A 20,677-nucleotide genomic window follows, 5' to 3' on the forward strand; every position below is an offset into this window, starting at 1 on the left:
TCAGCGGTGCCCGCTGGCCCGAGTGCCGTCCCGCAGCACGTTGCGCCGGATCTTCCCGGTCTGCGTCTTGGGCAGGTCAGGGAGCACGTGCACGGTCCGGGGTGCCTTGTAGGCGGCGAGCCGGTCGCGGGTGTGCGCGATCAGCTCCTCGGGGGTGGCGGACGCCCCGGCCTTGAAGGACACGAACGCCGTCACGGCCTCCCCGCGGTAGTCGTCGGGCACACCGACGACGGCCGCCTCGTGCACCGCCGGGTGGGTGTACAGGACGTCCTCGACCTCGCGGGGCCACACCTTGTAGCCGGAGGTGTTGATCTGGTCCTTGAGCCGGTCGACCAGGTAGACCCAGCCCGCCTCGTCCATGATCGCGCCGTCCCCGGTGTGCAGCCACCCGCCAGGGATCGTGGCGGCGGTCGCCTCGGGGTTGCGCCAGTAGCCGGGCACGATCTGGGGGCCGCGGAGGACGAGCTCGCCCTGCTTGCCCGGCCGCACCGGCTCCCCCGCGGTGTCGACGACGTCGGCTTCGAGGCCGGGCAGCGGGACACCGACCGACAACGTGCCGCTCGCCTCGTGGACAGGGGCCTCGGCGCCGAGGGGGACGGCGATGACCCCCGACGACGTCTCCGTCATGCCGTAGATGTTGTGGATGTAGACGCCGAAGCGGTCCCGGAACCGCTCGATCGTCGCGGGCGGGATCGGCGCGCCACCGCTGTAGAGCGACTTCAGCGAGGCGAAGTGCTCTCGCGAGGCGTGCGGCAACTGGTAGATCGCATTGAAAGCCGTGATCGAGCCGATCGTGAAAGTGACGCGGTGCTCGACGAAGGCCTCGATCGCGACCTCGGGGTGAAAGCGGCCGGCCATCACCAGCACCGCGTCGTGGAGCAACGCGATCGTGGCGTTGATGACCGCGCCGGTGATGTGGAACAGCGGCGCCGTCGCGAACACCGCGTCGCCGGGGCGGAGCTCGATCCACGCTGCATAGGTGCTGGTGACCGCCAGCAGGTTGGCGTGGGTGTTCATCGCGCCCTTCGGCGGCCCGGTCGTGCCGGAGGTGTAGGTCAGCAGGGCGACGTCGTCGCCGGTGACCTCGAGCGGCGCCGGCCGCTGCCCCCGGAACGCGACGAGCAGTTCCTCGAGGTCGTGCTCCGCGGCCGCCTCTCGTGCCGGAGCGTCGCCGAACACCCGGGCGTCGTCGCGGCTCTGGAACGCGCGCGGGGACGTGCTCACCAGCCACCGGGCGGAGCTGCCGCTGAGCGTCTCGGCCGTGGCTGCCGCGTCGACGTCGGTGCAGACGACCGCGACCGCCTCGGCGTCGTCGACCAGCCGCCGGAGCTCCTGACCGCGGTACATCGGGTTGAGGACGAGGGCGGTGGCCCCGAGCTTCCACAACGCCAGCATGGAGAGGGCGAACTGCGGGACGTTCTGGAGGCAGATGCCCACTCGGTCACCTCGGCCGGTCCCCAAGGAGGCGTACGCCGCGGCCAGCGCGTCGGTGGTCTCGTCGACCTCCCGCACGGTCATGGTGGCGTCGAAGTAGGCGATGGCCGTCGCATCCGGCTCACGCGCGACGCGTGCCCGCCAGGCTTCGACGAGCGAGGAGTGGCGGACCGGCTCGGCAGCGGCGACCGCCTGGGTGTAGAGCGCCGTCCATCGCGGCTGGTCCATCGGCAACCTCCTCCGTCAGGGCGGCCGAGCAGCCGGACCGCCCCCCTGTCCTACTGGTCGCGGTGCAGTAGCAGCCGCACGATGTGCTCGACACGCCGGTCCCGGAAGGCCGGGGTCCAGGCCCGCTGCCCCATGCCGGCCACAATCGTGGCGTCGTGCTCGAGCGGGAAGTAGCACAGCCCGATGAGGCTCAGGAACAGCTGCTCCGGCGCCTTGGTGGCCTCGGCGACACCAGCCCGGGTCATCAGGGCGACCATCCGGTCGGCGAACTTCTCGGAGTGGCGCGGCAGCTGCTCGCGCCTGCCGGCGTGCTCGAGCGCGTCGCGGGTCAGGAGCCACACGAATGAGGGGTTGTCCAGGAGGAAGTCGAGATAGCCGCGGACGAGCAGCCGCAGCGCCCCCTCGCCGTCCTCGGGTGCGTTCTCCAGGAGCTGCTCAGCCGCGTTCGCGACGGCGTCGAGCGCCGCGTTGCGTCGGGCGAAGACGCGCTGGAGGACGGCCCGATGCAGCTCCTCCTTGGAACCGAAGAAGTACCGCGGCAGCCCGACCGACACGTGTGCCCGCTGGGCGATGGCCGCGAGCGAGGCGCCCTGGAAGCCCAGGTCGGCGAAGAGCTGCTCGGCCGCGTCGAGGATCGCGGTGCGCGACCGCTCGGCGTCGCGCGACTTGCCGGTGCGTCGGCCTCCCGGCGGTGCGGCGATCGCGTCGCTCCTGGTCGTCATGGGACACCCCCGTAGGTCGTGGTCACGTGGCAGCGTACGGCAGCACAAGGGGCCGCCCCAGTCTTGTCGAGACTAACTATCTGGCTGCACAGTAAGTATTCCGAACCGCCGCCACCTCCGCTACTCTCGCGGTTCTTGACAGTTCTGTAGGCGGCGCCCACCTCCTTGGGATTCGCAACTACATGACCGAACAGTTGAGCCGCTGCAACAGGTGACGCGGCCGCGACAGCTCCCGGCGCTCGGGACGACGACGATTGAGGTGGACGATGACGTTGGTGCAAGAGAGCCGTATCCGCACCGCCCTCGGCGCGCTCGTGCTCGTAGGTGCAGGAGCACTGGCCGGCTGCGGTTCCGACGACGCGGAGGCCGGCTCGGAGATGGAAGCCGGCGGCGGAGCCACCGGGGCTCCGGAACGGGTGCGGCTCGCCCTCGACTGGGTGCCGAACGCCAACCACACGGGGTTCTTCGTCGCCGACGAGAAGGGCTACTTCGAGGACGCCGGCCTCGACCTTGAGGTCATGCCGTACTCCCAGGCTCCTGCGGACACCGTGGTCAGCGCGGGCAAGGCCGAGTGCGGGGTGACGTCGCCGTCGTTCCTGGCACTGGCCGTGGGCAAGGGCGCGGACCTCAAGGCCGTGATGGGTGTGGTCCAGAAGCCGCTCGGGGCGCTCTACGTCCTCGCCGACTCGGAGTACGAGCGGCCGAGTGACCTCGAGGGGAAGACCTACGGGGGCTTCGGAGCCGCCGGAGACAAGGAGCTCGTCACCAGCCTGCTGCAGCACGACGGCGCGGACGGGAACTTCAAGTACGTCAACCTGCAGACCGGCACCCTGGAGGCGCTGCTGTCCGAGAAGGTCGACTTCGTCAACGCCTACCTGAACGTCGAGCCCTTCGTGGCGGAGGCGCGAGGCGTCGAGCTGCGGGCCTTCCCCTACACCGATGCCGGGATACCCGAGTTCCCCAACGTGGTCATCGCCTGCAACGGCGAGTGGCTCGCGGAGAACGAGGAGACCGCCAAGTCCTTCGTGGCCGCCGCCTCGGAGGGGTGGCAGTTCGTCCAGGACAACCCGGCCGACGCGGCCCAGGTGCTCGTCGACAGCAACCCTGACTCGTTCGCCACCGACGAGGCCAAGGCGGTGCCGACGAAGGGGTTGGAGCTCATGGCTGCCGAGGGGTACATCGCCCGCGAGGGCAGCGCGCCGGGGTGCCTCTCCGTCTCCGCTCTCGAGGCGATGGCCGACCGGTACGACGAGGTCGGCTACTTCGAGGCAGCCGGTCAGGCCAAGCCCGACATGGCCGCCATCGCCACCACCGACTACCTCCCCGAGGGCTGCGAGGAGTGACGACGTGGTGACCACCGGTCCTTCCGGCGTCGCGTCCGCGACCCCGCACATCGCGATCACCGACCTTCGTAAAGGGTTCCGCGGCCGCGACGGGGGATGGGTCCCCGTCCTCGACGGGCTCACGCTCGACGCACGCGACGGCGAGCTGGTCAGCATCCTGGGGCCCAGCGGTTCGGGGAAGAGCACGCTGCTGAACATCGTGGCGGGGCTCGACAAGGCTGACGGCGGCACACTCGCCGTCGAGGGCCGGCCGCTGGGGGCGGAGGACCACCCTGTCGCCTACATGCCGCAGAAGGACATGCTCTTCCCGTGGCGCTCCGTCTTGGAGAACGTCACCATGCCGCTCGAGCTGCAGGGGGTCGCCAAGCGGGCGGCCCGGGCCCGCGCCACCGAACTGCTGCCGCAGTTCGGCCTGGAGAGCTTCGCCGACGCGTACCCGTTCACCCTCTCCGGCGGCATGCGCCAGCGCGCCGCCCTGCTGCGGACAGTGATCCAGGACCGGTCGATCCTGCTGCTCGACGAGCCCTTCGGTGCGCTCGACTCCCTGACCCGCTCGGCGATGCAGGAGTTCCTCCTGTCGATCTGGAGCCGTTTCCGCCGGACGATCCTGTTCATCACCCACGACATCCGCGAAGCGGTGTACCTCTCCGACCGGGTCTTCGTGCTGAGCCCCCGCCCGGCGCGCGTGGCGTTGGAGGTCGAGATCGACCTGCCGCGACCAAGGACCCTCGACGTGACGGTTACACCGGAGTTCGCGCAGTACGAGGCGACGCTTCTGCGCGCGCTCGCCCACCAGGCCGCACCCGCCTGAGCGACCACCCGATTGTCACACCCACCGCCTACAGAGGAGCCACCCCATGATCGTGAAGACGGACGCGACGACCAGCCGGCTCTGGGCCGCGATGGAGCCCTACTACCAGGGGATCGTTGAGCAACCGTTCCTGTGCGAGGCGCGGGAGGGGACCCTGCCGAAGGAGACCTTCAGCCGGTTCGTGGTGCAGGACGGCAAGTACCTCAGCGACTACGGCCGCTGCCTCGCCATGTGCGGAGCACGGGCCGGCAACGACGACGACCTCATCATGTTCTGCGAGGCGTCCTCCCGCGTTATCCACGTCGAGCGGACCATGCACGCGGAGTTCCTGGGCGAGCTCGGGCTCACGACCGAGGCCGCCGCCAAGGTCGACCGCTCGCCGACGCTCGTCGCCTACACCAGCTGGGTCAAGCAGGCGTGCGGGATGGGTGAGAGCCACGAGGCACTCGCCTCCGTGCTCCCGTGCTTCTGGATCTACTGCGAGGTCGGGCAGCACTTGAAGCGGCTCGGTGGCTCGAGTGACCCGCTCTACCAACGCTGGATCGACAAATACGCCGGCGACGCGTTCATCGACGCCACGCAACAGGCGGTCGACGCGTGCGGCCGGATGGCCCGGCGCGTGGGCGAGGCGGGGCTGGAGGTGATGGTCGAGACCGTGCGGATGTCCGCTCGCTACGAGTGGATGTTCTGGGACTCGGCCTACCGCGACGAGCAGTGGCCGGTATGAAGGCGGCGGGCACCCTCGCGGCGCCGGCTCCCCGTCAGGACACGGGCGGCACGGCGCCAGGGCGTGCGCGTCCGCGACCCCTCGCCCGCAGGGCCAGCACCACGGCAGCGGCACTCGTCGTCCCCGTCCTGCTCCTGACGGTGTGGGAGATCTACCCGGCCGTCGCCGAGGTCGACCCCACGGTCGTGCCCCGTCCGTCCCTTGTCCTCTCCCAGCTGTGGGAGTTCCGGGACCTGGCATGGGACCACGCCCGACAGACCGCCGCCGAGACCGTGATCGGCTTCAGCTGCTCGCTCGTGGTCGCGGCAGTTGTCGCTGCGTTGATGGACCGGCTGCTCTGGCTCAGGCGCGGGCTCTACCCGCTGCTCGTCGCGTCCCAGACGGTGCCGATCATCGCGATCGCGCCGCTCATGATCATCTGGTTCGGCTTCGGCCTGATGCCGAAGGTCTTGATCGTCATCCTGGTCACGTTCTTCCCCATCGTCGTCTCGCTGCTCGACGGGTTCGCCAGCACCGACCAGGAGGGGATGCGGCTGCTCCGCACGATGGGAGCCAGCTCGCGGCAGATCTTCTTCATGGTCCGGGTGCCCACGGCGTTGCCGCACTTCTTCACCGGGGTGCGGATCGCGATCACCTACGCCGTGACCGCGGCGATCGTCGCGGAGTACGTCGGGGCCGAGAAGGGGCTCGGAATCTGGATGATGATGTCGAAGTCGGCGTTCCAGACCGACCTCGTCTTCGCCGCGATCCTCATCACCGCCCTCATGAGCACGCTGCTCTTCCTGCTCGTCGGGCTGGTCGCCCGGCTGGTAATGCCGTGGTACTACGCCCAGCGGTCGGCCCGACGTTGACCTGCACCACCCGGCGTCCGGGCAGTTCGGTCGCCCACATCGTCCTTTCGGAGGCAATGAGTTGTTCACCATCGAGCCCCTCGTCGTGGCTTACGGCCCGCACCGCGAGAAGAGCCGGTTCACCTACATGCACAACGCCGGCGTCGCCATCGACATCCCCTACGTCTCATGGCTGGTCCGCGGCCAGGGGTTCGCGGCGCTGGTCGACGTCGGATGCAGCGCGGCCGACTACGGGGAGCACATCCGGCCGGTGGACCGTGAGCTCGTTCACGTGGGCCAGGTTTTCGCCGACGTGGTCGACGTGAAACCTATCGAGTCGCACCTCCGCGAGCGAGGGATGAAGCCGTCGGACATCGACGTCACGATCCTGACCCACCTCGACTGGGACCACTGCATGACGATCGAGCCGTTCGCGGACAGCGAGATCCTGGTCCAGCGGCAGGAGTGGGACCTGACTCCGTCGCACGAGATGTTCGCGACGTCGTACGCCCCGGCCGAGCACTACAAGCGTGTCGAGGAGATGGGGCTGACCAAGCTCGACGGTGACCACCAGCTCGCCGACGGGTTCGACCTGCTGCTCACGCCAGGCCACACCCACGGCGGCCAGTCGGCCGTCGTCAAGACGTCCGAGGGTACGTACGTCATCGCCGGCATGTGCGTGCTCAAGGAGAACTTCTACCCCTCCGAGGAGGAAGCGGAGCACTTCAAGGTCATCCCGCCCGGAGGTCACACGGATCTCTTCCAGGCCTACGAGCAGATGGTCCGGTTGAAGGAGCTCGGCGGCGACAACGTCCTGCCGCTTCACATGACCGAGGCGTTCGACATGGGCCCCATCGGCTCGCTCTCCGAGTGAAAGCGCAGGCGAGGGCAGGGCTCTACCTCGAGCCCTCGGCGCTGGCCGAGATGCTCGACCGGCCCGACGTCCGCGTGGTCGACACCCGGGCTTCGCTCGCCGACGGCCCGGTCGGCAGGGAGATGTGGGCAGCCGGGCACGTCCCTGGCGCCGTCCACGCCGACTGGATCGAGGACTGGGGCGTCACCATCGACGGCGTCGAGGGAATGCTCCCGGACTCCGAAGGCTTCGCGGAGGCGATGTGTCGACTGGGGATCGGCAACGACACCCTCGTGGTCGCCTACGACGACAACACGCTCTTCACGGCCTCGCGGCTGGCGTGGGCGCTCCTGCACTTCGGTCACGAACGGGTCGCCGTTCTGGACGGCGGTTTCCCGGCATGGCAGGAATCTGGGCTGCCCGTGTCGACCGACGAAGCCGACGGTTGCCCGGAGCCGAGGAGCTTCGAGGCCGGGGCTCCCGGCGGAGGCCGGCTGGAGATGCGGGACGTCCGCGCCCTCCTCGGGCGGGGCGCCGCGACGCTGGTCGACTGCCGCATGGACCAGACGTTCCACGCCTCGGAAGGGCGGATCCCGGGGGCGACCCGGTTGCCGTCGCCGTCCCTGGTGGGCGAGGACGGCCGCTTCAGGCGGGGAGACGAGGTGGCCGCCCTCGCGGCGGCGGCCGGGGTGAAGAAGAACGGCCCCACGGTCCTCTACTGCGGAGGCGGCGTCTCGGCCGCCGCCGTGCTGATCGCGTTGCGTGAAGCGGGTTTCGACGATCTCGCGTTGTACGACGGCTCGTGGGCGGAGTGGTCCAGGCACACCGACAATCCCGTCGAGAGGCACCGGTGAACCGACCCGCGGCTCCACCACCCCTGGGTGCGTACGCGCAGACCCTCAGCGCTGCCGGGCTCTGCTTCTTCTCCGGTCAGGTGCCGGTCGACCCCGCCGGGGACGTCGTCGCCGAGGACGTCACCGCCCAGGCCGAGCAGGTCTTCACGAATCTCGCAGCATGTCTTGCGAGCGAGGGGCTGTCGATGGTGGACGTCGTCTCCCTCACGACATACCTGTGCGACGTCCTCGACGCCCCGACGGTCGCGGCCGTGCGTGGTCGTCACCTCGGTGACCACCGCCCCACGAGCACCGTCGTTGGGGTTTCGGAGCTCCTCGACCCGCGGTGGCGCCTGGAGGTGCAAGCGGTCGCGGTGAACCGGTCAACCCAGCAGCACTAAGGACAGGAGCACGCGCGTGCGCATCGACAACCAGTTCACCGTCCCCGCAACCCCCGAGCGGGCTTGGGAGTTCCTCACAGATCTGGGGCGAGTGGCCCCATGCCTCCCCGGCGCCACGGTGGAGTCGGTGGTAGGAGATGCGCTCACCGGCAGGGTGGCGCTGCGCATCGGGCCGATGAACATGACCTACGCGGGTGAGGCGAAGTTCGTCGTCAAGGACGACGCGAACAAGGTCGCGACGATCGAGGCCGGCGGCCGGGACGGCCGCGGCGGGGGGTCGGTGAAGGCGACGATCAAGGCCAGCCTGGCTGAGGCCGCCGACGGCACCGACGTGCTACTGACGACCGAGCTCGGGATGACCGGGCGTGTCGCCCAGCTGGGCCAAGGGCCGGTCAAGGAGCTCAGCACGAAGCTGATGGGGCAGTTCGCCGAGTGCCTCGCGGCCCGCATCGACGATCCCGATCACGAGGCCGACGACGAGCAGCCGGCTCCGTCCCGGCGCGGCGGGGAACCCGTCGAGGCCATCGACCTCCTCGACGGCGCGATGCCGTCCCCAAAGGTGCTCACCGCTGCGGCTGGAGCGGTTGTGCTCGTCGTGCTCGGCGTGCTGCTACGCGGCCTCACCGGCCGCAAGGGGCGGAGCGCGTGATGTCCGACGTCCTCACGACCATGGCCTACGAGCGGGCTCGCACCCTCCCTGAAGCACTCGTGCTGCTGGGCGAGGGGGGCGAGGACGCCCGGCCGATCTCCGGTGGCCAGAGTCTCGTGCCGATGATGAACCTGGGCCTGTCGGCGCCCGCGTTCCTCGTGGACGTCTCCGGGATCCCGACGTTGCGCACGGTGGCAGTGGAGGGGGAGCACCTGCTCATCGGTGCGGCGGTCACCCATGCCGAGCTGCTCACCGACCCACTCGTTGCCGAGCACGCCCCGCTGCTGGTGAAGGCGGCCGCGCACGTCGGGAGCGTGAGGATCCGCAACCGCGGGACCATCGGAGGCTCGGTGGCGCACGGGGACCCGGCGGCCGAGCTGCCCCTCGGTTGCCACGTGCTCGAGGCGGACTACCGCGTCGAGAAGGTCTCCGGGGGAGAGTGGCGGCCGGCACGCCGGTTCTCCCTCGGCTATTACCAGACCGATCTTGCGCCCGGCGAGCTCGTCACGGCGGTGAGGGTAGCGCTGCGGCCGCGACACGGGTGGGGGTTCCAGGAGTACTCCCGCCGCGCGGGCGACTTCGCCTTGGCCTCGGCGGCCGCGGGCGTCCTGCTCGACGGCGAACGGATCTCGACAGTCGCGCTCGCCGTGACAGGTGCCGGCGACCGGCCGACGCGCCTGCTCGAGGTCGAGCAACGGCTCAGCGGGGTCCACGTCGAGGACGCCGAGCAGGCGCTCGGCGGCCTCGCCGGTGAGCTCGAGGTGGCCGACGACGCGTACTGCAGGGGCACCGACCGGGCCAGGTTGATCGAGGCGATGGCGGTGCGGGCGGTCCGCGACGCCTGCGCGGACGCGAGGAGGAACGAGGCATGAGCAGCGTCGAGACCACGATGACGCTCAACGGGAGAGTGGTGACCGGGGATGCGCCGGCCGACACGACACTCGTGCGGTGGCTGCGCGAACAGGCTCACGCCTACGAGGTGAAGGAAGGGTGCAACGAGGGCACCTGCGGGACCTGCACGGTCCTCGTCGACGGGCGCGCGGCGACCGGTTGCACGACGCTCGCGGTGCAGGTCGACGGCGCTGCCGTGGAGACCAGCGCCTCGCTGGCCGACGGCGACGAGCCGAGCCCGCTGCAGGCGAAGTTCTGGGAGACCGGCGCCGCGCAGTGCGGCTTCTGCACCCAAGGGATGCTGATGTCGGCCGTGGAGCTGCTTCGCTCCGGTGAGCAGGTCACACCCGCCTCGGTGCGCGAGCACCTGCACGGGAACCTGTGCCGGTGCACCGGTTACCAAGCCATCGTCGACGCCGTCGTCAGGGCCGCGGAAGAGGGGGCGACCCGATGACCGAGACGCTGCCGTCGACCGCCGATGCTCGCGGGACCCGGGTCGTGAACCACGGCGTGAAACGCCAGGACTCCCTGGAGAAGCTGCTGGGCAAGACCCGTTACGCAGGTGACTTCGACGTCGCCGGCCAGCTGCACGCCCGGCTGGTCCGGTCGCCGGTCCCCTCGGCCCGCATCGTCTCGCGCGACGCCACGGCGGCGATGGACGTGCCTGGTGTGGTCGCGGTCCTCTTCGGCGAGGACGTACCGAACAACGACATCCCGACGAACACCGCCGGTATCAAGGGCCGGCCGCTACCTCCGTCCTGGGTACTGGCGGTGGACCGGGTCAGGTACCACGGCGAGCCGGTCGCGCTGGTCGTCGCGGAGAACACCAGGGCGCTGGCGGCTGCCGAGGCGTTGGTGGACGTCGAGTATGACGTGCTGCCCGTCGTCTCCGACCCGGAGGCCGCGTTGGAGCACGACTCGTCCGAGGTGCACGAGGGTGGGAACCTGCTCAGCCAGTGGCGCATCGACCGCGGCGACGTCGACGGGGCCTTCGCTGACGCCCCGATCATCGTCGAGGGTCGCTACGAGGCGCAGGTGGTCGACCACGCCTACCTCGAGCCCGAGACGGGGATCGGCTGGCTGGACGACGAGGGCGTGATCAACATCCGGGTGTCCACCCAGGAGATCGAGCACTACCGACGGATCGCGCGCGTCGTCGGGTTGCCCGACGCCAAGGTGCGGGTCCAGGCGCCGTACCTGGGCGGCGGCTTCGGCGGCAAGGAGGACATGACCGTCGAGCCCTACATCGCGCTGGCGGTGCTGCGCACCGGACGCCCGGTGAAGATGGTGTGGAGCCGGCAGGAGTCCCTGACGGCACGGGCCAAACGGCATCCGGTGCGGATGCACTACCGCACCGCTGCGGCCGCGGACGGCACGCTGCTGGCTCACGACATCCAGATCGTCTCGGACGCCGGCGCCTACCCGCTGCTCAGCGGGTTCGTGCTGCTCTACATCACGCTGAACGCGGCCGGTCCCTACCGTTGCGACAACGTCCGGGTGCACTCGCGAGCGGCGTACACGAACAACACGCCGGGGTCTGCGTTCCGCGGCTTCGGTGGGATGCAGCCGGTGCTCGCCTACGAAGCGCAGATCGACAAGGTCGCCGACGCAGCCGGCCTGGACCGCGTCGAGGTCCGCAAGGCGAACGCCTTCGAGGCCGGTGACCGGATCCCGGCCGGCCAACGGATCGACACCGCCGTGTGGCTGCCGCAGTGCATCGACGCGGTGCTGGACGCGATTGGTCCCCGTCCTGTGCCGTCCTCTCCGGAGCACCGGGTGGGGCTCGGCCTGGCGTGCAACGTGCAGCCCTACGGGCGGGTGGCCTGGATGAACGACTCCGCCTCGGCCTGGGTGGGCTGCGAGCGTGACGGCGGCGTGGTCGTCAGGTGCGGTGTTCCCGACGTCGGCGGCGGGCAGGTGTCGTCGCTCGCCCAGATCGCCGCCGAAGTCCTGCACGTGCCGCTGGAGAAGGTGACCGTGCACTTCGGCGACAGCGCGCGGACGCCGCTGGCCGGACGCACCACGGCGACGCGTCAGCTGTACATGTCCGGCAACGCCGTGCTCTCCGCCGCCGAGGAGCTGCGTGCGCAGCTGGTCCAGGGTGTCGTGAAGGGCACCGGCCATGGCGCAGCCGACCTCACGCTCGCCGAAGGCGGGGTGCTCACCCCCGACGGTGTCGTCCCCCTGGCGGAGGTGGTGGCGATGTGCATGGCGAACGGCGTGGCGATCAACGCGATGAAGACCTACTTCGCGCCGACCGGCGAACCGGTGCGCGAGCTGGTGGACTCCGAGCGGATCGTCCCGGACTTCACCTTCGGCGCGCATGCCGCCTACGTAGAGGTCGACACGAGGACCGGCGAGGTGCGCCCCCTGCGCTACGTGGCCGCGCACGACGTGGGCCGGGCGATCAACCCGCTGAGCGTCCGGGGCCAGATCGAGGGCGCCGTCGTCCAGGGGCTCGGCTACGCCCTGTCCGAACGCATCGTGTACGACGAGGGGGTCAACCTCACCGGGGCGTTCTACCAGTACGCCATCCCGACTGCTGCCGACTGCCCCGAGATCGAGGTCAAGATCCTCGAGTCCGGTGAGGGCGTCGGGCCGTTCCATGCCCGAGGCATCGGCGAGCCGCCGATCGGACCCTGCGCCGCGACCATCGCCAGCGCGGTCGAGGACGCCGTGGGAGCACGCCCCACGACGCTCCCGATGCTGGCCGAGACGGTGCTCGCCTGTGTCGACGAGGGAGCGGCGCGATGAGCGCGGCGGAGTTCGCGCCCTCGTCGGCGGGGCTCGGCACCGTGGTCGTGCTCGAGACCCCGAGTCTGGGGGACCGGAGCTACCTCGTGCACGACGGTCGCGCCGCGTTCGTGGTCGACCCGCAGCGCGACATCGACCGGGTGCTGGAGTTGCTCGACCGCGAGAAGCTGTCTCTGACCCACGTCTTCGAGACCCACCTGCACAACGACTACGTCACCGGTGGTCTGGCGCTGGCGAGGGAGACCGGGGCGACGTACCTCCTCAACGGTCGCGAGGAGGTCTCCTTCGACCGTGAGCCGCTCCATGACGGACAGGTGCTCGACGTCGGCGACCGGATGGCGGTCGAGGTCGTGGCCACCCCGGGACACACCTTTCACCACCTCTCCTACGTCCTGCAGGACACGGTCACGCAGCGACGTCAGGCGGTCTTCTCCGGGGGCTCGCTGCTCTACGGGTCGACCGGGCGGCCGGACCTCCTGGGCGAGGAGCACACCGAGCGGCTGGCGCAGCTGCAGCACAGCTCCGCCCATCGCCTGGGCGGCCTGGTGCCCGACGACGCGGTTCTCTACCCGACCCACGGGTTCGGGTCGTTCTGCTCGGCCACCCAATCCGACGCGAGCCGCTCGACCATCGGTGCCGAACGCCGGTCCAACCCGGTGCTCGTCGACGACCAAGCAACATACGTTCGCGACCTGCTGGCCGGCCTGGGTCCGTGGCCGGCGTACTACACGCACATCGCGCCGCTCAACAGCGCCGGCCCCGGACGCGCCGATCTCTCCTACCCTGAGACGGCCACCGCGGACGAGATCCGTCGACGTCTCGATGCAGGGGAGTGGGTCGTCGACCTGCGCAACCGCACGGCGTTCGCCGCCGGTCACGTGCCGGGGACCTTCAACTTCGGGCTCGACGGTTCCTTCGCCACCAACCTGGGCTGGTTGATCGACTGGGGCGTCCCCCTGACGTTGCTGGCGGCGCAGCCCGAGGACGTCGCTGCCGCGCAGCGCGAGCTCGTGCGGATCGGGATCGACCGGCCGGTGGCCGCGGCATCGGGTGACCCCCGACGGTGGAGCGAACATCGGCTGGTGTCCTTCGAGCTGGTCGACTTCGCCACGTTGGCCGACGTCCTCGGCCGGCGCCCTGTGGTCGTCGTGGACGTGCGACGGCACGAGGAGTTCGCGATCTCGCACGTCGACGGCGCCGTGAACGTGCCGCTGCACGAGCTCCGAGCACGCGCGGACGAGCTGCCGGACGGCGAGCTGTGGCTGCACTGCCAGAGCGGCTACCGCGCCTCGGTGGCCGCCTCGCTGCTGCACGCGGCAGGTCGGGACGTGGTCGCCGTCGACGACCACTTCACGGCAGCAGCCGTCGCCGGGCTCCGCCTGACGAGCGCGGAGGCATGACGCTCGCCGTCGTCCTGGTCCTCGCGCTGTTCGTGGGCGTCGCGCTCGGCGCCCTGGGGGGTGGCGGCTCGATCCTGACAGTGCCGATCCTCGTCTACGTCGCCGACCTCGAGCCGAAGCAGGCGATCGCCACGTCGCTGCTCGTGGTCGGGGTGACCTCGTGCGTGGGTGCGGTCACGCATGCCCGGGCAGGCAGGATCCGTTGGCGCACCGGGACGCTCTTCGGTACCGGGGGCATGGCCGGCGCCCTCGTCGGGGGCATCCTTGGTGGTCTCGTCCCCGGCCGGCTCCTGCTGGTGGGGTTTGCCGTGATGATGATCGCCACGTCCGCGGCCATGCTGCGCGGTGGTGCGGCGCTGCAGCCCGCCGAGGACGTCAAGGTCGTCCGCGCGGTCGTCGACGGCATCGGTGTCGGCCTGATCACCGGTCTGGTCGGCGCGGGAGGCGGGTTCCTCGTGGTGCCGGCGTTGGCGCTGCTGGGTGGGCTCTCCATGCCGACAGCCATCGGTACGTCGTTGGTCGTCATCGCGTTGAAGTCGGGCGCAGGGCTGGCGGGCTACCTCACGAGCGTCTCGATCCCGTGGGGCCTGGCCACGGCAGTGCTCGCGGCCGCGATCCTCGGCAGCGTCGTCGGGGGTCGGATCACCGGTGCGGTTGACGAGGACCGGCTCCGGAACATGTTCGGCTGGTTCGTGCTGACCATCGGCACCTTCATGCTTCTGGAGCAGGCGGCACCGTCGTCCTGGTTGCTGCCCGGAGCGGTCGTCCTCGCCCTGGGCGTGGTGGCGGTCGGCGGCTGGCGTTGGTCAGTCGCTCGCAGCGGCGTCCGGGCCCCACGACGACTGGCGCGCAAGCCGGGTTAGGCCAGGAGCGGTCTCCCGAGGTCGGTCGGCGCGTTCGACCGGCGGCCCATCACGACCCAGGCGGTCAGGGCCAGCAGGTACGGCGCCATCAGGAAGACCGCCGTCGGCACGTCTCCGCCGAAGCTCGCCTGCGCGACGAACTGCAGCGCGTCCGCCGCGCCGAACAGCACGGCACCCACTGCGACCCAAGCCGGGTGCCACCGGGCGAACATCGTCAGTGCGAGGACGAGGTACCCCCGACCGTCGACCAGGTTGTCGACGAACACCCCGCCGGAGTTGATGAGCACCAGCGCTGCACCGGCGGCTCCGGCCAGGGTGCCGTTGAGGACCATCACCCACATCCGCACCCGGAGCACGCGGATCCCCTTCGCCGACGCGGCTTCGGCGCCGTCGCCGGCTGCCCGTACCAGCAGCCCGGTCCGGGTGCGGAAGAGCACGTAGACGGCGATCGGGGTCAGCACGTACAGCGCGTAGACGAGAAGGTTCTGGTCGAAGAGGACGCGGCCCAGCCAGGGGATGTCGGACAGCAGCGGGATCGCTCGCCTGTCGACGAGCGAGGTGTCCGGCACCGTCATCCCGGTCGGGAAGAGCTGGCGACGCAGGAGGCTGGTGGCGCCGAGCACGACGAGGTTGAACCCGATGCCCACGACGACCTGGTCGGCGCGGCAGAGGACCACCGCAGCGCCGTACATCCCACCAAGAGCGGCGGTGATCGCCGCTGCCGCGACGAACCCCACGACCAGGCTCCCGGAGGACACCGAGACGGCTGCGGCAGCGAAGGCACCGCTCAGCATCAACCCTTCGATCCCGATGGTGAAGACGCCGGCACGCTGGGCGAAGGTCTCGCCCAGAGCTGCGAGCAGGATGGGTGCGGCCAGGCCGACCGCACTGGCCCAGAAGAAGGCCTCCACGAGGCTGTGCATCAGGCGAGTCCTCGTCTCTTCACGCGCAGGGCCTGGAGCCCGGCGGCGCAGGCCAGCAGGACGATCGGTAGCCCCTCGACGACGTAGGCGAGCGACGCGGTCACACCGACCTCCTGCTGGAGCCGCGTCGCGGCACTGAAGATGCCCCCGAACACCAGGGCGATGACCAGCGCTCGTCCTGGTCGCAGCGCCGCGAGGAAGGCGATCGCGAGCCCTTCGAAGCCGAATCCGGAGGAGAACCCCTGGATGAGCCGGAACTGCACGCCGAGCGTCTCGCCCGCTCCTGCCACCGCGCAGATCGCGCCGGAGATCAGCATGGCCAGGACCGTCAGCACCCCTACGTCCAGCTGCTGGTAACGGCTCGCGACGGCGTTGTGGCCGATGCTGCGGAACCTGAGCCCGAGCGACGTGCGCTCGAGGAGGAGCCAGACGAGCAGCACGCAGACCAGGGCGATCGTGAAGCCGTAGTGGAGCCGGGTGAAGCCGAAGCGCGGCAGCTCGGCGTCGGCGATGACCCGCCGGGACTGGTTGAACGTGCTGTCGGGGTCCTTCATCGCGCCCTGCACGAGGAGCTGGACGAGGTACACCGCGACGAAGTTGAGGAGCAGCGTGCTGATCAGCTCGTCGCACCCGCGCAGCACCTTCATGAGCGCCGCGATGCCGGCCCACAGGGCGCCGCACACCATGGCCATCGCGACGGCGACCGGCAGCGCCAGCGGGCCCGGCAGGGAAGGAGCCAGGAACGCGCCGCCCAGTGCGGCACCGATGGCCCCGAGCTGCAGCTGGCCCTCGGCGCCCAGGTTGAACTGGCCGGCGCGAAGCGCCACGATCACGCCGATCGCGACGAGCAGCCGCGGCGTCGTGTAGACGAGGGTGTCGATCAACCCCTGCTGCGACCCGACCGTGGCGCGTGCGGCCACGTCCACCGTCTCGGCGACCCCGCCGCCGGTCAGCACCACGAGCAGCAGACCGATGCCGAGGCTGACGACGAACGCTGCGGTGATGGCGGGCCAGGGACGGTCGAAGAGGGTGGCGAGCCGGCTGACCGCGCGCCGACGCGGATCCGTGGTCGTGGCCTCCGGGGTCTCCGGGGTCTCCGGGGTCTCCGGGACTGCAGTCACCGTCGGCGGGTTCGATCCGGTCATCCGCCACCTCCCACCATCAGGGCGGCCAGGGTGTCCCGTTCGGCGTCGGGGTCCGTGGACTGCCCGACCACCGCGCCGCCATACATGACCGCCACCCGGTCCGAGACCTCGACGACCTCGTCGAGGTCGCTGCCGAGGTAGACCACGCAGGTGCCCTGGGCGGCGACCTGGCGCAACCGGTCCAGCAGCTCGGCCGTGGCTCCGGGGTCGAGGCCGCGCGTGGCCTGGCTCGCCACGAGGACGCGCGGGGACTGGTCCAGGGCGCGGGCCAGCACCAGCTTCTGCTGGTTCCCGCCCGACAGCGACCGGGTCGGCGCGGCGGACGACCCGGCCACGACGGCGAACTCGGAGATCGTCCGTTGTGCGTGCTGCCGCACGGCGCGCTTCTTCAGGAGCCCTCCGCGCGTGTAGCGGCCGAGCACCGGCAGCACGAGGTTGTCCTCGATGGAGAGGTCGAGGACGAGCGCCTCGCGGTGCCGGTCCTCGGGGACGATCGCCGTGCACGGCGCAAGGGTGCCGGGCCGCTGCGGCTGCCCGCAGGCTCGCACCGAGCCGGCGGCCGGGACCCGGATCCCGGCCAGGACCTCGACGAGCTCGTGCTGGCCGTTCCCCTCGACGCCGACGATGCCGAGGATCTCCCCCGGGAATGCCTCGAAGGTGAGGCGGTCGAGCCCCGTCGTCCCCGGCGCGGGCGGGACGACGAGCCCGTCCACCTCGAGCGCCGGCTCACTGGACCGGGACGTGGGCTGCTCCGGGAGGGGGACCGCTCCCGTCGTCGTGCCGCCCGGCACCACGCCCGTCAAGACGGTGGCGCCAGCGGACGCCTCGCGCCGCGCGGGGATGACGAGTCCGAGAACCTCGTCGGGGGTCGTGCGGGCGGTCTCGAGGGTGTCCACGAGCCGGCCCTTCCTCATCACCGAGATCGCGTCGCTGGCGGCGAAGACCTCACGCATGCGGTGGGTGATGAGGACGACCGCGCGTCCGTCGGCGGCTAGCTTGCGCAGCAGCCGGAACAACGGCTCGATCTCCGTGGGCGCGAGCACGGCGGTCGGCTCGTCGAGGATCACGACCCGGGAGTCCCGGTCGATCGCGGAAAGGATCTCCAGTCGCTGGCGATCGCCGAGCGACAGGTCACTCACCCTGGCTTCGGCGTCGATGGTGATCCCGAGACGGTCGGCGAGCCGCTGCACATGACCAGCCGCGTGACGCTTGTCGTAGCGCCACCCGGTGTGCGCGGCCGCGAGCGTGACGGACTCGGCAACGGTCAACGACGGGATGAGCTGGTGGTGCTGGTGGACCATCGCGATCCCGAGGCCGAGGGCCTGCCGCGGCGACGTGATCCGCACGTCGCGACCGTCGACGCTGATCCAGCCGGCGTCGGCGGGGTGCACGCCGTACACCACGTTCATCAGGGTCGACTTGCCGGCACCGTTCTCGCCCAGGAGGGCGTGGACCGTGCCGGCTGCCACGTCGAGGTCGACCTCCTGCACGGCACGGGTGGTACCGAAGGACCGGGAGATCCCGCGAAGGCTGAGCACGGCAGCCCCCTCGCCCGAGTCGCGCTGCACCCGGCGATCCTCAGACCGCGGGGATCTCGGTCGAGCCGTCAGCGATCCCGTCGAGCACCTCGCGCGCCTTCTTCTCGACCGCGGCGTCGACGTTGTGGAACGGTGCGAAGTCGAAGGCGCCGCTCTGCGCGTTCATCTGCTCGATCTGCCCGTTCAACTCGTCGTTGGTGAACGCCTCGCCGATCTGGTCGAAGGCACCTTCCATGTCGACGGTGACGCTGGTGACGATCGCCGACGGGTACTTCGAGTTCTCGTCGAGGTACTCGCCCAGGCTCAGCGCGCCCTGGTCCGCAGCCGCCTGGTGCACACCCTGGCCGGCGAGATCGGCCATCGGGATGACGAAGTCCGCGCCGTCGTTGATCGTCTGGGCCGCGACCTGCTTGGCCTTCGCGACGTCGACGAAGGTGCCGGTCCAGACGGTGGAGACCTTGACGTCGGGGTTCACCGACTGTGCACCCTTCTCCGCGAGCGCCATGGCGCGCTCCGTCGACGGGATCTGCTCGCCGCCGAGGATCGAGATGTTGCCCTTCGGGCTGGCAAGCCCCCCGATCACGCCCTGCAGGTAGCCGGCCTGGTCCCAGTCGACCGACCACGCGCTGTAGTTGTCGAGCCCCTTGGTGTCCGTGGCGTAGGAGAAGAGCACGAACTCGGTGTCCGGGAACTCCGGTGCGATCTCCTCGATGGCAGCGGCGTACCCGCTCGAGTGGGTGATCACCATCGCGTAGCCATCCTGCGCGTACTGCCGGAGGAGGGCCGGCGCCCGCTCGTAGCTGGCCTCCTCGACGTAGTCGCAGTCGAAGTCGTACTTCTCGCACATCGCGGTGAAGGCGTCGTAGCCGGCGACGTCCCAGTTGCCCTGGTCGACGAACTGGGTGAACAGCGCGGCGACCTTGGGGGCGTCGCCGGACGACGAGCCGGTGCCCGCCTCCCGAGTGTCCTCCGAAGTCGTTCCCCCGCAGCCGACGAGGGCCGTGGCCAGGAGCAGTCCGAGAGCCGCTGTCGTCGTCTTCATGTGGCAACCTCGCTTTAGATTTCAGATGTGATATCCCAGATGTCGACCATAGAGACGGGCCTTCGTGCGGGTCAATGGTGTGCAGTGAAGTCGCAGGGCCGGCATCATGTGTTCCGTGCCACCGGCTCTTCCCGCGATCTCGGACGGTGGGCGCGTCGTGCTCGTGACCGGCGGCGGCCGGGGGATCGGGCGCGCGGTGGTGGAGCGGTTCCGCGCCGAGGGGGCGGTGGTCGCGACGTGCGGTCGTGGCGAGCGGCCCCACCTCCCGGACGACGTGCTGTGGGTGCGCGCCAACGTCGGCGACCCCGTGGCAGTCGACGGCCTCCTCGCGCAGGTGGAGGCGGAGCTCGGGCCGGTCGCGGTGCTCGTCAACAACGCCGGGGCCCAGGTCGAGCGCACCGTCGCCGACTCGACCGACGACGACTGGGAGCGCGTGGTCGGCACCAACTGCCGGGGCGTCTTCAACCTCTGCCGCGCGGTCCTGCCCGAGATGTCGGAGCGTGGCGGCGTGATCGTCAACATCGGCTCGATCTCTGCCTTGGTCGCAGACCCGTCGATGGCCCTCTACAACGCGTCGAAGGCGTTCGTCCACGGGCTCACGCGCTCCATCACCGTCGACCACGGCCCGGCCGTCCGCTGCAACACCGTCGCGCCCGGCTGGGTCGGGACCGAGATGGCCGGGGACGCCTTCGCCCTGGCGAGCGACGTCGACGCCGCTCGCGCCGACGCGGTCGCCCGGCACCCGGCCGGCCGGCTCGGCCGCCCCGAGGACGTGAGCGCGGTCGTCGCCTGGCTGGCCTCGGACGAGGCGGCGTTCGTGACCGGTCAGTGCTTCACCGTCGACGGCGGGCTGACGAGCGGCTCGCCCCTGCGCCCCACGCTCTTCTGACATCTCCTGGCTCGGTAAGTGTTGAACCGCCGTTGGTGGCGCGAGCATCGGTGCAGTTGAGCTGTCCGGGAGCGATCCAGCGACGCAGCTGCACGGTATGACGGGCCGCAGACCCGGTCGGGTTGAGTCCCCGAGGCCCTCACCTATGGTTGAAATATCAACAAACGCGTCGGAAGGAGCCTGCCATGTCGACCATGACCCTCGTGAAGGAGCTCCAGCCGGTCCCGGCGGCTCGTGTGGAACCGGCCGTCGCCGAGCGCCTCGTGCTGCCGGAGGTCGAGAGGACCGTCGAGGCCGCGGAGCGTGTGACCCGGGCCGACATCGTCGACGTCTGGGGCCAGGACTCGTTCCCCGCCAGCGACGCCCCCGCCAACTGGTGAGCTGACTCCGGCGGGTCATCC

General features: G+C 70.5%; 21 protein-coding genes. 15 read left to right on the forward strand and 6 right to left on the reverse strand.

Going from position 1 to position 20,677, the window contains the following annotated elements; genetic code table 11:
* Positions 1–1,662, reverse strand: a complete 1,662-nt coding sequence (locus tag FIP57_RS11055; RefSeq protein WP_148573552.1) for a class I adenylate-forming enzyme family protein — start codon at positions 1,660–1,662, stop codon at positions 1–3.
* 50 nt (positions 1,663–1,712) lie between these two features.
* Positions 1,713–2,384 carry a TetR/AcrR family transcriptional regulator gene (locus FIP57_RS11060; protein ID WP_148573553.1) on the reverse strand — a complete coding sequence of 224 codons (672 nt, stop codon included), beginning with the start codon at positions 2,382–2,384 and terminating at the stop codon, positions 1,713–1,715.
* Positions 2,385–2,650: 266 nt separating this feature from the next.
* Here FIP57_RS11060 and FIP57_RS11070 point away from each other — a divergent pair, with 266 nt between their 5' ends.
* The 13 genes from FIP57_RS11070 (at position 2,651) to FIP57_RS11130 (ending at position 14,739) form a co-directional block, all read left to right on the forward strand.
* Complete coding sequence (locus FIP57_RS11070) at positions 2,651–3,727, forward strand: ABC transporter substrate-binding protein (RefSeq protein ID WP_162529773.1); 1,077 nt, start codon at positions 2,651–2,653, stop codon at positions 3,725–3,727.
* A gap of 7 nt (positions 3,728–3,734) precedes the next feature.
* Positions 3,735–4,538, forward strand: coding sequence for an ABC transporter ATP-binding protein (locus tag FIP57_RS11075; protein WP_203231175.1), 804 nt, complete (start codon positions 3,735–3,737; stop codon positions 4,536–4,538).
* 46 nt (positions 4,539–4,584) lie between these two features.
* A complete protein-coding gene (locus tag FIP57_RS11080) occupies positions 4,585–5,265 on the forward strand; it encodes a TenA family protein (RefSeq protein WP_148573556.1) in 681 nt (226 codons plus the stop codon).
* On the forward strand, positions 5,262–6,116 hold the full coding sequence (locus FIP57_RS11085) for an ABC transporter permease (RefSeq protein WP_148573557.1): 855 nt from the start codon (positions 5,262–5,264) through the stop codon (positions 6,114–6,116). Before FIP57_RS11080 ends, FIP57_RS11085 begins: the two co-directional genes overlap by 4 nt.
* A 61-nt stretch (positions 6,117–6,177) precedes the next feature.
* Positions 6,178–6,969, forward strand: a complete 792-nt coding sequence (locus FIP57_RS11090; protein WP_148573558.1) for an MBL fold metallo-hydrolase — start codon at positions 6,178–6,180, stop codon at positions 6,967–6,969.
* Positions 6,966–7,802, forward strand: coding sequence for a sulfurtransferase (locus FIP57_RS11095; protein WP_148573559.1), 837 nt, complete (start codon positions 6,966–6,968; stop codon positions 7,800–7,802). Before FIP57_RS11090 ends, FIP57_RS11095 begins: the two co-directional genes overlap by 4 nt.
* Positions 7,799–8,182, forward strand: a complete 384-nt coding sequence (locus tag FIP57_RS11100) for a RidA family protein (protein ID WP_162529774.1) — start codon at positions 7,799–7,801, stop codon at positions 8,180–8,182. The genes FIP57_RS11095 and FIP57_RS11100 overlap by 4 nt, the downstream gene beginning before the upstream one ends.
* Before the next feature lie 16 nt (positions 8,183–8,198).
* Positions 8,199–8,831, forward strand: a complete 633-nt coding sequence (locus tag FIP57_RS11105) for an SRPBCC family protein (protein ID WP_148573561.1) — start codon at positions 8,199–8,201, stop codon at positions 8,829–8,831.
* Complete coding sequence (locus FIP57_RS11110) at positions 8,831–9,703, forward strand: FAD binding domain-containing protein (protein WP_148573562.1); 873 nt, start codon at positions 8,831–8,833, stop codon at positions 9,701–9,703. The genes FIP57_RS11105 and FIP57_RS11110 overlap by 1 nt, the downstream gene beginning before the upstream one ends.
* Complete coding sequence (locus tag FIP57_RS11115; RefSeq protein WP_148573563.1) at positions 9,700–10,176, forward strand: (2Fe-2S)-binding protein; 477 nt, start codon at positions 9,700–9,702, stop codon at positions 10,174–10,176. The genes FIP57_RS11110 and FIP57_RS11115 overlap by 4 nt, the downstream gene beginning before the upstream one ends.
* Positions 10,173–12,476, forward strand: coding sequence for a xanthine dehydrogenase family protein molybdopterin-binding subunit (locus tag FIP57_RS11120; protein ID WP_148573564.1), 2,304 nt, complete (start codon positions 10,173–10,175; stop codon positions 12,474–12,476). Before FIP57_RS11115 ends, FIP57_RS11120 begins: the two co-directional genes overlap by 4 nt.
* Complete coding sequence (locus FIP57_RS11125; protein WP_148573565.1) at positions 12,473–13,876, forward strand: MBL fold metallo-hydrolase; 1,404 nt, start codon at positions 12,473–12,475, stop codon at positions 13,874–13,876. Before FIP57_RS11120 ends, FIP57_RS11125 begins: the two co-directional genes overlap by 4 nt.
* Positions 13,873–14,739 (forward strand): sulfite exporter TauE/SafE family protein, encoded by an 867-nt coding sequence (locus tag FIP57_RS11130; RefSeq protein ID WP_148573566.1) that lies wholly within the window; start codon positions 13,873–13,875, stop codon positions 14,737–14,739. Before FIP57_RS11125 ends, FIP57_RS11130 begins: the two co-directional genes overlap by 4 nt.
* On the opposite strand, the gene FIP57_RS11135 is transcribed toward FIP57_RS11130, so the two are convergent.
* The 4 genes from FIP57_RS11135 to FIP57_RS11150 are packed head-to-tail and all read right to left on the reverse strand — an operon-like array spanning position 14,736 to position 19,387.
* The gene (locus FIP57_RS11135) at positions 14,736–15,662 is read right to left on the reverse strand and encodes an ABC transporter permease (RefSeq protein WP_148573567.1); all 927 of its coding nucleotides are present in this window, start codon (positions 15,660–15,662) and stop codon (positions 14,736–14,738) included. The two genes, FIP57_RS11130 and FIP57_RS11135, sit on opposite strands and share 4 nt — an antisense overlap.
* On the reverse strand, positions 15,662–16,807 hold the full coding sequence (locus tag FIP57_RS11140; RefSeq protein WP_148573568.1) for an ABC transporter permease: 1,146 nt from the start codon (positions 16,805–16,807) through the stop codon (positions 15,662–15,664). Before FIP57_RS11140 ends, FIP57_RS11135 begins: the two co-directional genes overlap by 1 nt.
* Positions 16,804–18,375, reverse strand: a complete 1,572-nt coding sequence (locus tag FIP57_RS11145) for an ABC transporter ATP-binding protein (RefSeq protein ID WP_148573569.1) — start codon at positions 18,373–18,375, stop codon at positions 16,804–16,806. Before FIP57_RS11145 ends, FIP57_RS11140 begins: the two co-directional genes overlap by 4 nt.
* A 10-nt stretch (positions 18,376–18,385) precedes the next feature.
* Entirely contained in the window at positions 18,386–19,387 is a 1,002-nt protein-coding gene (locus FIP57_RS11150; RefSeq protein WP_148573570.1) for a BMP family protein, read from the reverse strand.
* Between the two features lie 115 nt (positions 19,388–19,502).
* On the opposite strand from FIP57_RS11150, the gene FIP57_RS11155 reads away from it, so the two are divergent.
* Together FIP57_RS11155 and FIP57_RS11160 are read left to right on the forward strand one after the other, a co-directional pair.
* Positions 19,503–20,276 carry an SDR family NAD(P)-dependent oxidoreductase gene (locus tag FIP57_RS11155; protein ID WP_203231176.1) on the forward strand — a complete coding sequence of 258 codons (774 nt, stop codon included), beginning with the start codon at positions 19,503–19,505 and terminating at the stop codon, positions 20,274–20,276.
* Positions 20,277–20,461: 185 nt separating this feature from the next.
* Positions 20,462–20,656, forward strand: coding sequence for a hypothetical protein (locus tag FIP57_RS11160; protein WP_148573572.1), 195 nt, complete (start codon positions 20,462–20,464; stop codon positions 20,654–20,656).
* Positions 20,657–20,677 lie beyond the last annotated feature (21 nt).

Source organism: Nocardioides caldifontis (assembly GCF_008087345.1).
GTDB lineage: Bacteria > Actinomycetota > Actinomycetes > Propionibacteriales > Nocardioidaceae > Marmoricola_A > Marmoricola_A caldifontis.